The 14,437-nt window shown below is 44.1% G+C and carries 17 protein-coding genes; all 17 read right to left on the bottom strand.

The features are described from left to right. Window positions 1–95: 95 nt before the first annotated feature. Window positions 96–755, bottom strand: coding sequence for a CPBP family intramembrane glutamic endopeptidase (locus tag P7J36_RS10520; RefSeq protein WP_408552070.1), 660 nt, complete (start codon window positions 753–755; stop codon window positions 96–98). A gap of 42 nt (window positions 756–797) precedes the next feature. Next, window positions 798–1,463, bottom strand: coding sequence for a CPBP family intramembrane glutamic endopeptidase (locus P7J36_RS10525; RefSeq protein WP_408562450.1), 666 nt, complete (start codon window positions 1,461–1,463; stop codon window positions 798–800). A gap of 164 nt (window positions 1,464–1,627) precedes the next feature. Beyond that, window positions 1,628–2,260: a hypothetical protein gene (locus P7J36_RS10530; protein WP_408552068.1), complete on the bottom strand. Its 633-nt coding sequence runs from the start codon at window positions 2,258–2,260 to the stop codon at window positions 1,628–1,630. Further along, window positions 2,253–2,726, bottom strand: a complete 474-nt coding sequence (locus P7J36_RS10535) for a GNAT family N-acetyltransferase (RefSeq protein ID WP_408552067.1) — start codon at window positions 2,724–2,726, stop codon at window positions 2,253–2,255. Before P7J36_RS10535 ends, P7J36_RS10530 begins: the two co-directional genes overlap by 8 nt. Window positions 2,727–2,790: 64 nt before the next feature. After that, window positions 2,791–3,564, bottom strand: coding sequence for an acetyl-CoA carboxylase carboxyl transferase subunit alpha (locus P7J36_RS10540; protein ID WP_408552066.1), 774 nt, complete (start codon window positions 3,562–3,564; stop codon window positions 2,791–2,793). Continuing rightward, window positions 3,561–4,427 (bottom strand): acetyl-CoA carboxylase, carboxyltransferase subunit beta, encoded by an 867-nt coding sequence (gene accD / locus P7J36_RS10545; protein WP_408552065.1) that lies wholly within the window; start codon window positions 4,425–4,427, stop codon window positions 3,561–3,563. Before accD ends, P7J36_RS10540 begins: the two co-directional genes overlap by 4 nt. A gap of 14 nt (window positions 4,428–4,441) precedes the next feature. Further along, window positions 4,442–5,815 carry an acetyl-CoA carboxylase biotin carboxylase subunit gene (locus tag P7J36_RS10550; RefSeq protein WP_408552064.1) on the bottom strand — a complete coding sequence of 458 codons (1,374 nt, stop codon included), beginning with the start codon at window positions 5,813–5,815 and terminating at the stop codon, window positions 4,442–4,444. A 292-nt stretch (window positions 5,816–6,107) separates the two neighbouring features. Further along, on the bottom strand, window positions 6,108–6,530 hold the full coding sequence (gene fabZ, locus P7J36_RS10555) for a 3-hydroxyacyl-ACP dehydratase FabZ (protein ID WP_408552063.1): 423 nt from the start codon (window positions 6,528–6,530) through the stop codon (window positions 6,108–6,110). Continuing rightward, entirely contained in the window at window positions 6,527–7,003 is a 477-nt protein-coding gene (gene accB, locus P7J36_RS10560) for an acetyl-CoA carboxylase biotin carboxyl carrier protein (protein WP_408552062.1), read from the bottom strand. The genes fabZ and accB overlap by 4 nt, the downstream gene beginning before the upstream one ends. Next, a complete protein-coding gene (gene fabF / locus P7J36_RS10565) occupies window positions 7,004–8,239 on the bottom strand; it encodes a beta-ketoacyl-ACP synthase II (protein WP_408552061.1) in 1,236 nt (411 codons plus the stop codon). It abuts the gene before it with no gap. Between the two features lie 181 nt (window positions 8,240–8,420). Continuing rightward, window positions 8,421–9,155: a 3-oxoacyl-[acyl-carrier-protein] reductase gene (fabG, locus tag P7J36_RS10570; RefSeq protein WP_408552060.1), complete on the bottom strand. Its 735-nt coding sequence runs from the start codon at window positions 9,153–9,155 to the stop codon at window positions 8,421–8,423. Between the two features lie 9 nt (window positions 9,156–9,164). Beyond that, window positions 9,165–10,085, bottom strand: a complete 921-nt coding sequence (fabD, locus tag P7J36_RS10575; RefSeq protein ID WP_408552059.1) for an ACP S-malonyltransferase — start codon at window positions 10,083–10,085, stop codon at window positions 9,165–9,167. Between the two features lies 1 nt (window position 10,086). Next, window positions 10,087–11,052 (bottom strand): enoyl-[acyl-carrier-protein] reductase FabK, encoded by a 966-nt coding sequence (fabK, locus tag P7J36_RS10580; protein WP_408552058.1) that lies wholly within the window; start codon window positions 11,050–11,052, stop codon window positions 10,087–10,089. A gap of 316 nt (window positions 11,053–11,368) precedes the next feature. Then, the gene (locus P7J36_RS10585) at window positions 11,369–11,593 is read right to left on the bottom strand and encodes an acyl carrier protein (RefSeq protein ID WP_002938891.1); all 225 of its coding nucleotides are present in this window, start codon (window positions 11,591–11,593) and stop codon (window positions 11,369–11,371) included. A gap of 59 nt (window positions 11,594–11,652) precedes the next feature. Next, the gene (locus P7J36_RS10590) at window positions 11,653–12,630 is read right to left on the bottom strand and encodes a beta-ketoacyl-ACP synthase III (protein ID WP_208498120.1); all 978 of its coding nucleotides are present in this window, start codon (window positions 12,628–12,630) and stop codon (window positions 11,653–11,655) included. Beyond that, on the bottom strand, window positions 12,627–13,061 hold the full coding sequence (gene fabT / locus P7J36_RS10595) for a fatty acid biosynthesis transcriptional regulator FabT (protein ID WP_012775319.1): 435 nt from the start codon (window positions 13,059–13,061) through the stop codon (window positions 12,627–12,629). The genes P7J36_RS10590 and fabT overlap by 4 nt, the downstream gene beginning before the upstream one ends. Window positions 13,062–13,140: 79 nt before the next feature. Continuing rightward, the gene (locus P7J36_RS10600; protein ID WP_408552057.1) at window positions 13,141–13,932 is read right to left on the bottom strand and encodes an enoyl-CoA hydratase; all 792 of its coding nucleotides are present in this window, start codon (window positions 13,930–13,932) and stop codon (window positions 13,141–13,143) included. Window positions 13,933–14,437: the final 505 nt, after the last annotated feature.

Genomic DNA, 14,437 nt, shown 5'->3' on the forward strand with positions numbered 1-14,437 from the left:
GAATTCTCCCAATCATTTAGGAGAATTCCTATTTTTTATAAGAGTCGGAGTAACTGGAGACTTTTTCAGTGGGCTCGCTTCTAGGAGTCGCTTTTTTATAGATAATAGAAAATAGTGACAATCAGATTGTTTACCAAGTGCACTGCAATCGGGTAAATCAAATAGCCTGTTTTATGATAGAGAGTTGACAAAATGATACCACTTCCCGCATAAATCAACCATGAACCGATGTCCGTTGGTCCATGAAGCAATCCAAAAAGGAGGCTTGAGGCAATGATTCCTAAAATGGCATGATGACCAAATAATTTTTTGAAAAAGTAGCCACGTAGCATAACTTCCTCTCCAACGGCTGGTAAAAATGCCGTTGTTAAAATTGCCAACCAAAACGGAACTCCTTTCAAGGATTCCATAATCATGGTCTCATTGACAGTTGTTTCTGCCCCTTGTAACTCTAGCAGAAACGAGCCAGCCATATCCGTCAACTGCATGATGGCAAAACTCAGAATGACGAGAGCCATTCCATCCCAAGAAAGAATCTTGGAATCCCAAACGGGTAAGCTATTTTTCTCAGCTCGCCACCAGAAGAACCCCACAATTCCCACTGTCACAAGCCCCGTTATCAGCAGAACAGGTTGCGACTTGGACTCTTCTAAAATCAAATCCGGGATGACGAAAATCATTAAAAAACCAAAAACTCTCAATAAAATCCAGATTTTCCGACCAATCCACTCTAAACCTTGACTTAATTTTTCCATACTATTCTCCTTTTGCTCCCTGATTCTTGTCTCTATCTTCCCTTATTTTAAATAATAGAATGCCACTACCAACCAGGCATTGTTGATAAAATGAACAGCGATAGGATAGATGAGGTAGTCCGTCTTATAGTACAAGAACGCTAGTAAAAATCCCGGGCTTGCGTAAATAATCCAAGAACCCAAATCTGTTGGTCCATGCAGGAAAGCAAAAATCAAACCAGACACCACAATTCCTAGAATCTTGTGCTTTTCAAACATCTTTCTGAATAGATAACCTCTGATAATGATTTCCTCTGAAATAGCAGGCAAACAAGCCATATTGATCAGAGCCACCCAAAATGGAATGTTCTCCAATATCTTTGTTAATTCTAGCTCATTGCTAGTATCTTCAATCCCTTGAAGTTCCATAATGTAATAGCCAAGGTGTTGAAATATCTGAGCCACTGTGAAGGTTAAGATTACTAAACCAAGACCTTTCCAAGTTAAAAAATTTCTATCCCATATGGTAATGTCATTCTTTTCAGCCCTCCAATACATAAAGACAAGGATGCCAACGGACAACAAGGCTGCTCTCCACTGAGCCCATTGTGAAGTAGATAGGTCTAATATCGCATCTTGAAAAACAGCAATCAATAACAAACCAAACGCTCTCAGTAGTATCCAAAGCTTGCGACCAAGCCATTTCATCCCTTGACTTACATTCTCCACACCCATCTCCTTTACTGCTACACAGCATACAAATATTCAAACAATTATATCAATTAAATGTTTCGTATCATTTCTATAGTACAATTTTACAATAGTACAAACTATTTGTCAATATAACAAAAAACAAACATCATGACAATGCTTGTTTACTGTCAACCCACTGATCATTCAGTGGGTTTTGTCATATTCAGATAAGGTTCTAGCAGGGAAAAGCCTCCAACCAAGTGGTCTAGCAGTTCCTCTTCGGACTCAACCGTTTCAAATGGTACGTCATATTTGACCAGTACTTTTCGAACCCGTCCCGTTTCAACAGCTTCTAGTAAAATCTGCCTATTCTCCTCCGTTCCATCCAAGCGATAAAATACCTGTCCCTCCTGTACCCAGTAATAAAGTGGTGCCTGAATCGGACAGTTCAGCACACGGTTTTGCTGAGGTAGAGAAGTCTCTACCTTCTTTCGCTCAATGAAGCTAACTTCTACTGAAATCCCCGCTTCAACTCCCTTACCATACAGACGAATGGCGAAAGCTGGGGCCGATGGACTAGCAGAGGGAAAGCGGTAATAGGTCCAAAAATGCGGTCTGCAAATCTGGGCTTGGTTCATCCATTGACTGACTCTCTCGGGCACCAAGGGACCGACTTGTTCAGCTAAGGCTAAACTTAATGTCTGAAACTCCTTACGTGCTGCCTGTGCTAAGTTTCTTAAGACTGTCATCTCGCCTGCCGAATCTCCTGCCTTTTCAGGCTTGTAATAATGAACTCCTTGATATTCCAAATATCTACGGCACTGTTCAAGCATCTGAATCTCCTATCCACTTCTCCATATAGACCATATCCATGCCCTCCTGCTCAGGCTCGGTTTTAATAGACTTGTAGCCGAGTTTTTCGTAGAAAGCAACTAATCTAGGCTCCTGTAAAACCGTACAGAGCACCCAGCGTCTAACCGTTGGATAAAGCTGTTCTAAGTCTAGCATTGCCTTATGACCATAGCCTTTTCCTCTGTAGTCTGGATCAATGCCAATCAAGCCTAGCCAGCCCTGGTCTGCATCTTCAGCGACCGTTGTTCGTACTAAACCAACTGTCTGCCCTTCCTCAACAATCGTGTAGTAGGTGCAATTTGGTCGTGCAAATCGTGATTGGAAGTAGTCCATGCTTTCAATGGCAGGGTTGTATTGGTCCTGATAGGTTTCATATAAAGCTGCAAAGGCTCGGTGCTGAATAGGTAGCAATTCTTCTACGTTTGATAGTTCTGCTTTTACTAACATGGAAAACCTCCTGATAACTATTTTATCCATTGTATCAAATCTAGCAAAAAAATACTAGGTCTTCCTAGTATTTTCTAAAGCGTTGATAACGGTTTTCGAGTAGTTGATCAAGTGGCAAGGCTTGTAGTTGAGCCAACTGGCTGACCAGATTTTCCTTGATGTCAAACAAGACTTCCTTGGTCGCTCTGCCATTTTCCAAAACCACCCGATCGACCACTTGGAGTTTCTCCAACTCATAAGAAGTGATCTTCATGAGTTCTGCCGCTTCCATGGCCCGACTGCCGTCTTTCCAGAGGATAGAGGCGAAACCTTCAGGGCTGAGGACGGCATACATGGAGTTTTCCAGCATCCAGACCTGGTCTGCGACTGCTAGAGCAAGTGCCCCACCAGAACCTCCCTCACCGATGATAATGGCGATAATAGGCACCTTGAGGTCGCTCATCTCCATGAGGTTGCGGGCAATGGCCTCGCCCTGACCACGCTCCTCGGCACCGACGCCTGGATAGGCTCCAGCGGTATTGATAAAGGTGACAACTGGACGACCGAACTTCTCCGCCTGCTTCATAAGGCGAAGGGCCTTGCGGTAACCTTCTGGATGGGGCTGACCAAAGTTGCGTTTGAGGTTGTCCTGAAGGTTCTTCCCTTTTTGGATACCGATAACTGTCACTGGCTGACCTGCTAGAAAGCCGATACCACCCACAACTGCTCCGTCATCGCGGAAATTTCGATCGCCGTGCAATTCGATAAAGTCATCAAAGAGCTGTGTGGCATAGTCCAAGGTCGACAGGCGAGCCTGGTCACGTGCCAAACGGATCATACGTGCTACATCACTGGTCATCTGACACCTCCATGCATTCTCAACAAGCGACTAATGGTCGCTGGCAAGTCCTGGCGTTTGACAATGGCATCGACAAAGCCGTGTTCTTGTAAAAATTCAGCCTTCTGGAAATCATCTGGTAGATTTTCCCGAACAGTTGATTCAATCACCCTGCGACCTGCAAAGCCAACTAAAGTCTGTGGCTCAGCCAGGATAATATCACCTTCCATGGCAAAACTAGCCGTCACACCCCCTGTTGTAGGGTCTGTCAAGACCGTCAGGTAAAAGAGGCCAGCATTGGAATGGCGTTTCACAGCTGCCGAAATCTTAGCCATTTGCATCAAGCTCATAATGCCTTCCTGCATCCGAGCACCGCCAGATGCGGTAAAAAGGACGACTGGCAATTTCTCTTCAGTAGCCAGTTCAAAGAGGCGGGTAATTTTCTCACCGACCACCGTTCCCATTGAAGCCATGATAAAGTGAGAGTCCATGATTCCAAGGGCAACTGGTTGTCCGCCGATGGTCGCCTTGCCTGTCAAAACAGCCTCGTCCAAACCTGTCTTTTGACGGGTGGCTGCCAATTTTTCCAAATAATTTGGGAAGTCCAGTGGATTTTTGGTTTCAATTCCTGTAAACAATTCCTCGAACGAGCCTTCATCCACTGTCAAAGCCAAGCGTTCTTGAGCTGTAATCCGGAAATTATAGGAACAGTGTTGACAGGTTTTCTCTGGTCCCAAGTCCTTCTTATAAAGGATTACCTTACAAACAGGACATTTGGAAAAGAGTTCATCTGGCACCTCTGGCTTTGCTTGAGGTGCTGACTCTATCCGCGAACGATTGGGATTGATGCGGATATATTTGTCCTTTTTGCGAAACAAAGCCATACTTCTCTCCTATTTTATTTTTTTAATTCTTCTTGATAGCGGGGTAAAAATTCTTCCATGAGGTAGGCGGTGTCGTAATCACCAGCCACCACTCGCTTGTCGGAAATCAAGTCCAGCTGGAAGTCGGTATTGGTCACCACTCCGTCAATTTCCAATTCGTAGAGGGCTCGCTGCATCTTCATCAGGGCTTCAAAACGATTTTCCCCATGCACGATGACCTTGGCAATCATGGAATCGTAATAAGGCGGAATGGTGTAGCCTGGATAAACTGCCGAATCCACACGTAAACCAATGCCACCACTTGGCAGGTAGAGATTGGAAATCTTACCTGGACTTGGGGCGAAATTGAAGGCTGGATTTTCAGCATTGATCCGGCATTCAATGGCATGGCCTGTAATCTGCACATCATCTTGCCGGACGCTGAGTTCTTGACCAGCCGCAATCTTGATTTGCTCCTTGACAATATCCACACCAGTCACAAACTCAGTTACAGGATGTTCTACCTGCACCCGTGTGTTCATTTCCATGAAGTAAAATTCGCCCTTGGCTTCATCCAAGAGGAACTCAATAGTCCCTGCATTTTCATAGCCAACTGACTGGGCAGCCCGTACCGCTGCTTGACCGATACGGTCCCGCATGGTTTGACCAATGGCGATAGACGGAGCTTCTTCCAAGACCTTCTGGTTGTTGCGTTGAAGGGAACAATCCCGCTCTCCCAGATGAATGACATGACCGTGCTGGTCTGCTAAAATTTGTACTTCGATATGGCGAGCTGGATAGACAACACGCTCCATATACATGGCACCGTTGCCAAAAGCTGCCTTGGCTTCACTGGAAGCTGATTCAAAGGCAGGCACTAGGTCTTCAGCTTTTTCCACCTTACGAATCCCCTTACCGCCACCACCTGCCGATGCCTTGAGCATGACAGGGTAGCCAATCTTTTCAGCGATTTCATGGGCTTCTTGACTAGTCAAGACCTCGCCATCTGAGCCTGGAATGACAGGCACTTGAGCCTTAATCATCTCTGCCCGAGCATTGATTTTATCCCCCATGGTATCCATGACCGTCCCAGAAGGGCCGATAAACTTGATACCGACCTCTTCACAAAGGGTGGCAAATTTGGAGTTTTCACTCAAAAATCCAAAGCCGGGATGAATGGCCTGGGCACCTGTCACAACAGCCGCCGAGATGACCGCCTGCATATTGAGATAGGAGTCTGTCGAACGGGCAGGTCCGATACAGACAGCCTCATCTGCCAACATAGTGTGGAGGGCTTCCTTGTCAGCCTCTGAATAGACAGCCACCGTCGCAATCCCCAACTCCCTAGCCGCACGAATAATCCGCACCGCAATCTCACCACGATTGGCAATCAAAATCTTCTCAAACATGATGAATCCTATCTCCTTTTTAACATAGAATAATTGTTTATCACAATCACAGTCCTTAACTAGTTTGAAAAATAAAGGACTGTTTCATACTCAATGAAAATCAAAATCAGGCTAGCTCCAAAGGTTTGGGAAACCTTTGGAGGTTGGAGATAGAGCGAACGAAGTTCGTTTCTCCAAGAACAGATAGCCCCCTGCACTTTCTTATTTTATGGTAGCAGGCTGTCAAGCTCCACTGGAGCTTGACACTCATCAAATCAAGTCAACAACGGCTGAGTTTGATTTTCGAAGAGTATTATTTTCCAATAGCAAAAGTCAACACCCCAGACGCAGCCAGTTTTCCGTCCACTTCTGCCTTTGCCTCAACGACCGCAATGGTTCTACGGCGTTTGACAAATTTAGCAGTCATGATCAACTGGTCACCAGGTACAACTTGCTTCTTAAATTTAACCTTATCCATGCCGGCATAAAAGACCAGCTTGCCCTTATTTTCTTCCTTGGACAACTCCAAGACACCTGCGGTTTGTGCCAAAGCCTCCATGATGAGAACACCTGGCATGACAGGATAGTCTGGGAAATGCCCGTTGAAGAAGGGCTCGTTAATGGTCACATTTTTGAGGGCGACAATCTCATCTTCCGATACTTCAAGGACACGATCGACCAAGAGCATCGGATAGCGATGAGGAAGAGCCTCTTTAATTTTCAACATATCAATCATTTAATGCGTACCAATCCTTGTCCAAATTCTACAACGTCCTGGTTGGCCACCAAAATCTCTGTGACCACGCCGTCACGATCAGCAGGCACTTCGTTCATGACCTTCATGGCTTCGATAATCATGAGAGTCTGCCCTTTTTTGACCGTATCGCCAACAGCTACAAAGGCTGGCTTGTCAGGGGCTGGCGACAAATAAGCCACGCCGACCAAGGGACTTTCCACTACCGTACCTTCTGACACAGAGCTTGCACCTGCTTCTACTGGAGCTGGCTCACTCGTTTCAACTGCTGGCACAGGGGCTGGGCTTGCAGGAGTTACTGGAGCAAGCGGAGCTTCTACCGCTGGACTCGGAGCCGCTATCGCCTGCTGATTTTTACTGAAATGCAAGGTTTCCCCAGCATTGCTATATGAAAATTCTCGCAAACTTGACTGGTCAAACTGACTCATCAAATCCTTTATTTCTGTAATATTCACTTAAGCCTCCCAACGTTTGAAAGCAATCACCGAGTTGTGACCTCCAAAGCCAAATGTATTTGAAATGGCATGGCGGATTTCCATATCACGCCCCTGTCCATAAATGACATCCGCTTCAATATCTTCAGATAATTCTGTTGTACCAGCTGTCTTTGGTGCGTAAGAGTGACGCATAGCCTCAATGACAGCTGCCGCCTCAACTGCACCCGCTGCCCCCAACAAGTGCCCTGTGAAGGACTTGGTGGAAGAAACTGGTGTGTTCTTGCCGAAGACGGATACGATAGCTTGGCTTTCCCCTTTTTCATTAGCCGGTGTCGAAGTACCATGGGCATTGATGTAGTCAATATCAGCTGGCTCTAAACCTGCTTCTGAAATGGCCAACTTCATAGCCTTGATAGCACCCAGACCTTCTGGATGTGGAGAAGTCATGTGGTAAGCATCGCAAGTATTTCCATAACCAACGATTTCAGCCAAAATCGTCGCCCCACGCGCCTCTGCGTGTTCCAAACTTTCCAATACTAAAACCGCGGACCCCTCTCCCATGACAAAACCATTGCGGTCCTTGTCAAATGGAATAGACGCACGTTCTGGATCCTCAGTAGTTGACATAGCTGTCAAAGCTTGGAAACCACCGATTGCAAATGGAGTAATGGCTGCTTCTGCTCCACCTGCCAACATCACATCTTGGAAACCAAACTTGATTTCACGGAAGGCTTCTCCTAAGGCATCATTTGACGAAGCACAGGCCGTGATGACACACTTGCAAACACCATTTGCACCGACCTGCATAGCAATATTTCCAGCAGCCATGTTTGGCAAGGCCTTTGGAAGAGCCATGGGACGGATGCGTTTTGGACCTTTTTCGTTCATCCGAGCCACTTGCTCTTCAATTTCCAAAATACCACCGATACCTGTTGATAAGATAACGCCAAAACGGTCACTATCCACTGTCTCTGTATCAAGATTAGCATTGGCTACTGCCTCACGAGCTGCATAGAGAGCATAGAGGGAATAGTTGTCGTAGCGATTTGTATCCTTTTTAACAAAATATTTGTCAAAAGGAAAATCTTTTAATTCCGCAGCATTATGGACCGAATATTCACTGGTATCAAACTTGGTAATCTTTCCGATCCCAATCTTACCATTGACCAGGCTATCCCAGAATTCCTCTGGCGTATTGCCAATTGGCGAAGTCAGACCATAGCCTGTCACTACTACACGATTTAATTTTGTCATTTTCAAACCTCTCTTAAAACAACACACAAAACGACATTGAATTTACAGTGCGTTATTGTAGTCTTTCAGTTTACTTTTAGTACGGCAAAGCGAGTTCAAACAATCCAATAGATTGTTTGAAAATCTAGAAACGTAGTTTCCTCGCTCGTCGAAGTAATAAAAGATAAACTGGAAGACTGGATTACTGCATGGTCAAGCCGCCGTCAACAGCAATCACCTGTCCTGTCATATATTCTTGCTTAGCAAGAAATACTGCAACATCGGCTACTTCTTCCGTCAAACCAAAACGTTTCATAGGAATTTGTGCAGTCATAGCTTCTTTAATCTTGTCAGATAAAACATCTGTCATATCAGACTGGATAAAGCCCGGCGCAATCGCATTGACACGAACATTTCGCCCTGCAACCTCACGGGCAATGGCTTTAGTAAATCCAATCACACCTGCCTTAGAAGCAGAATAGTTGGCCTGTCCAGCATTTCCAATCAAGCCAGATACACTTGATAGATTGATAATAGCACCCTCACGAGCCTTTGTCATTGGTTTCAAAACAGCCTGCGTCATATTAAAAGTTCCAGTAAGATTTACCTTCAGAACCGTATCAAAATCCTCTTCTGTCATACGAAGAGCCATACCGTCTTTGGTAATCCCTGCATTATTGACCAAAATATCAACGCTACCGAGGGTTTCGATAGCTTCTGCCACCATTCGTTTGGCATCTTCCGCGCTCGAAATATCTCCTGAAATAGCTAGGACTTTCACACCGTAATCTGCAAAGCTATCCAGAATCTCTTGCCCTAATTGACCACGACCGTTCAGCACCACATTGGCACCAAGACTGGCAAACTTATGGGCAATGGCCAAGCCGATTCCTCGACTTGAACCCGTTACAAACACATTCTTATTGGTAAGTTCCATGATTTCTCCTTATCGACTAGCCAGAAATTCCTGCAAACTAGCCGCATCTTCCACTGTCACAACCTCAGCTGTCTTATCAATTTTCTTGATAAAGCCTGCCAAGACCTTACCTGGACCGATTTCAATAAAGTTAGTCACGCCAGCTTCCTGCATGGTTGCGATTGACTCATAGAAACGGACTGGTTCCATCACTTGACGGGTCAAGAGGGACTTGATGTCCTCTTTTTTCATGACCGTGGCTTCTGTATTGCCAACTAATTCTACTTGGAAATTCGCAAATTCCACTTCTTCCAAGGCCTGAGCCAATTGCTCCGAAGCTGGTCGCAGGAGAGCCGTATGAAAGGGGCCAGATACATTGAGCGGAATCATCCGTTTGACACCTGCTTCCTTCAGCAATTCAACCGCCTCATCCACTGCAGCCACCTCGCCTCCGATGACGATTTGGGCTGGTGTGTTGTAGTTGGCTGGGGAAACAATCCCAGAGGTAACTGACGAACAGACTTCTTCAATCAGGTTGACATCTGTGTTGAGAACAGCAACCATCTTACCAGTTCCTGCTGGCGCAGCCGTTTCCATATATTCACCACGCTTAGCAATCAGGGCAATCGCATCTTCAAAGGCCAAAGCACCCGATGCCACCAGAGCTGAATATTCTCCCAAGGACAAACCAGCTACCATATCAGGTTTAATCCCCTTTTCTGCCAACAAACGATAGATAGCTAGGGAAGTTGTCAAAATAGCAGGCTGGGTATAGCAAGTCTGATGTAATTTATCCTCTTGATTGTCAATTAGGTCGCGAATGTCATACCCCAGAATCCGACTAGCCCGGTCAAACGTTTCTCTAACTATCGGGGAATATTCGTAAAGGTCGCGAGCCATCCCCACTGTCTGAGCTCCTTGACCTGCAAAAAGAAAAGCTATCTTTGTCATCCTATTCTCCAACCGAAGCCCAACGGCTTGCCTCTTCTCTAATCACTTTTGCTGCTCCATAATAGATGTCTTTCAAAATATCTTCACAAGATTCTTCTTTAGAAACCAGACCAGCAATTTGACCAGCCATCACGGAGCCATTTGTTACATCACCCTCAACAACTGCATTGCGAAGGGCTCCGGCACCAAGTTCTTCAATAGCATCTGCCGAAATTTTACCTGCCAAGAAATCTTTCTCTGTAGCTGCATAAGCAGATGACAACTTATTCTTGATAGCTCTCACAGGATGTCCAACAATAGAAGCAGATACAGTTGTATCAATATCCTTAGCTTTTAAAACTTTTTCCTTATAAGCCTGATGAGCATTGGACTCTGTAGCTACTACAAAACGAGTTCCAACTTGCACCGCTTCTGCACCCAACATGAATGCTGCCGCTGCACCTGCACCATCTGCAATACCTCCAGCAGCAATAACAGGAATAGATACGGCTTCAACAACCTGACGAACCAAGGTCATGGTGGTCAATTTACCAATATGGCCTCCGGCTTCCATACCTTCAGCAATAACAGCATCTACCCCTAATTTTTCCATGCGTTTCGCAAGGGCTACACTCGGTACAACAGGAATAACTGTAATCCCTGCAGCATGGAGACGCTCCATATACTTCCCTGGATTTCCTGCTCCTGTGGTGACAACTTTCACACCTTCTTCGATGACCAAGTCAACAATGTCATCCGCAAAAGGAGACAAAAGCATGATATTGACACCGAAAGGCTTGTCCGTGATAGATTTAACCTTGTCAATATTTGCCTTGACCACCTCTTTGGGAGCATTTCCTCCACCGATGATCCCTAGACCACCTGCATTAGATACGGCACCAGCCAAATCTCCATCAGCTACCCAAGCCATACCACCTTGAAAAATTGGATACTTAATATCGAGCAATTCTGTTATTTTCGTCTTCATAATTCCCTCATCTTTTTTTCTTGCTTACCTAATCATTTGAATATCAAATCATTAGGTAAACAAGTGAAGGGTTGCCCCCCTCACTCAAAAAATAGTTTGATATTTCAATGTTTTGATTATCAAAGTATTTAACTTAAGAAAAATGCTAAATAGCACTTTTCTTAGCTATCCTCTTCCTTATATTATCTTTGAAATAAGGAGAGGAATACTATAGTCTTTCAGTTTGCTTTTAGTACTAGGCAACGAGCTGTAGACAGTACTGGAGTACGGCAAAGCGAGTTAACGACGTAATAAAAGATAAACTGAATGACTATAATTATTTTGTTTTTTCTTCAACATAAGCAACCAAATCGCCTACAGTTGTCAAACCTTCTTCAGTATCGATTTGAATATCGAAGGCATCTTCGATTTCAGAGATAACTTGGAAAAGATCCAATGAATCTGCATCCAAATCTTCAAAGGTTGTTGTAAGGGTTACTTCTTCAGCATCCTTACCCAATTCTTCAACGATGATTTCCTGTACTTTTTCAAATACTGCCATGATAAATGTCTCCTTTTGGAAAATAAAATATTTTAATCTTGCCTAGGGCAAGGAATTAACTAAAGTTGTAAGAGTAGAGTTCCCCATGTGAGGCCTCCACCGAAACCAGCCATGAGAACAGTCTGGCTTCCATCCAATCGCAACATTCCGCTCTCTACACATTCTGATAAGAGAATAGGAAGACTTGCTGCGCTGGTATTGCCATATTTATCCATATTTGCTGGAAATTTTTCACGCGCCACTCCCAATTTACGAGCCATCTTATCTAGGATACGTATATTGGCTTGATGGAGCAAGAAATAATCAACGCAATCCACAGTCATATCAGCTTGTTCTAGCAGCTCTGCCATGGTTGCCGTAACATCCCTCGTAGCAAATTCAAATATAGCTCTGCCCTCCATTTGGATAAAGGGTTGCTGACAGCTTTGTGTCGAGAATGGCGTCTCTTTCTGATCTATCCCTGCTGTCAGACTAGCACCTCGACCGCCATCCGTTCGTAAGATTTCTGCTAAAAAGCTCGGTTGTTCACACGCTTCCAGCAAAACTCCTCCAGCACCATCTCCAAATAAAACAGCCGTTGATCGATCTGACCAGTCGACAGACCTAGATAGGGTCTCTGCACCAATGACAAGTCCTCTCTTATAGACTCCTGAAGCAAGCAATTTTTCCGCTGTTGATAGCGCAAAAACAAATCCTGAACAAGCTGCAACGAGATCATAGGCGAAAGCCTTTTTCGCGCCAATTGCCGCTTGAACCATAGCTGCCGTAGATGGCATTGAAGCATCTGGAGTAATCGTTGCTACGATGATGAAATCAATTTCACTAGCATCTAGCTGAGACTTTTCCAGTAATTTTCTAGCCACTTGACTAGCCAAATCACTCGTCGTCTCTCCAGTAACAATGTGCCGTTGACCGATACCTGTACGGCTACGAATCCACTCATCACTGGTCTCCATTCGTTGAGCCAAATCATCATTGGTCACAATCTTCTTCGGAAGATAGTGGGCCACCTGACTGATTTTAGCATGGTTTCTCATTTCAAATCCTCCAAGAAGTGATAGAGTTTCATGAGTCCTTTCTTCATTACCTGATACTCTGCATCATCCATACCATCTGTAATCTGCTTAACCATTTCATTGTGAAATCGTTGATGCAAACGATAGACCAGTCGACCTTTTTTGGTCAGGTAGAGATGAACAACTCGCCGATCTTTGGTCGAACGAATACGTTCCACGTATCCTTTTCTTTCCAAATTGTTCAAGCTAGTTGTAACAGTACCTAAGGTTACCATCAAAGTCCGAGCAACATCACTCGGAGTAGCTCCATCAATACTTCCTATCACATCAATCGTGTGCATTTCCTTAATCGAAATATCATTGAATCGGCTACCACGCAGACTTGTTTCTTCAATCACCAACACATTGTTAAAAATGGCCGTTAGATATTCATTTACTTTTGGATCTTCCAAAACAGGCCTCCTTTACTTTGATAGTCAAAGTATAAACCATAAAACTTTGATTGTCAAACATTTTTTACTAATTTAAAAATTAATCTCCCGTAAACACTGGTCTACGTCGTTCTGCATGCGCTCGAACTCCCTCTTTAAAATCCTCTTTATAGGCTAATGTTTCTTGCAAATCCAGCTCTAATCGGCGATAAGACTCCCAGTCTTTAAATTGACTTTCCCATGTCAGTTGTTTGATTGCTGCATAAGAATTTACTGAGCTTCGCAAGAGTTTTTTTATGACCTGGGCAACCGTCTTTTCTAGTTTTTCTGGCTCTGCCAATTTATAAATAATCCCATATTCTAAAGCCTTATCCGCTGATAAGCCCTCTCCAGTCATCGCCAAGTGACTAGCACGATTTGCCCCAATAGCACGACTCAGTAGAAAGAGCCCCCCCGCATCCGGCGCAAGTCCAACACCTACAAAGGCTTGGATGAATTTTGTCTTGCTGGAGGCAATAACAAAATCAGCTGCCACCGCCATATTAGCCGCGGCTCCAGCCACTGCCCCATCTGTCACCATAATGACCACTTTAGACAATTTCTTCATCGCAAACGAAATATCATTCACCAGCTCTGCTATTTTTATCAAAGAAGCAATATCATCATCATCAACTGCACGTTTCATCTCAACTAAATCTCCACCCACGGAGAAAATGTAACCCTGTGCTTGAATTTGTAAAATTTTGACGGAGGCATCCCCTTCTGCAAGGCGGATTGCTTCTAAGATTTCTTCACACATAGGAATATTAAAACCATTTGCCACTTCCGGTCTGTTTAAAGTTAGAATCGCTACGGAATCAATTACTTCATAACGAATTGTTTGGTAGGCCATTCCCTTGCTCCTTTCAAAATAGTTTGATTATTAAAAGATTTGAATACCAAACTTCAAATTCTTGTTTTCCATTGTAACACAGTTTTTACAATTGTCACTTTTTTTCCAGCAAGGAAAGTGTGACATCTGAAAAAGATGGGGGGCTATCATCGCAATATAAAATTTAGATACGCTAGAAAATAACGTGTTTAAGAACCTACATTCACACGCAAAGCGTCTTGGCTTTTCGCTCATCAAGGCAATTTTTGAGGGAAATACTGACTGTATTTTGAAAAAAACAACCTCAATATGCAAGTCTGAACTATAAATATAGGCTCTAAGTTTAATTTACAACTTTCATTTTTTCACGTTAATACTTTTGGAAGATTTAACTGGATTCTGAGCTAGAAACACCATTTTTCACCGATAACTAATACATGGACTACAATATATAGTTGTTTAGTTTTTATTTGATGTATGATAAAATAGACTTATGACTTACGGAATTGATTTTAGAAAACGCGTT

The organism is Streptococcus suis (assembly GCF_046032115.1).
Classification (GTDB): domain Bacteria; phylum Bacillota; class Bacilli; order Lactobacillales; family Streptococcaceae; genus Streptococcus; species Streptococcus suis_AJ.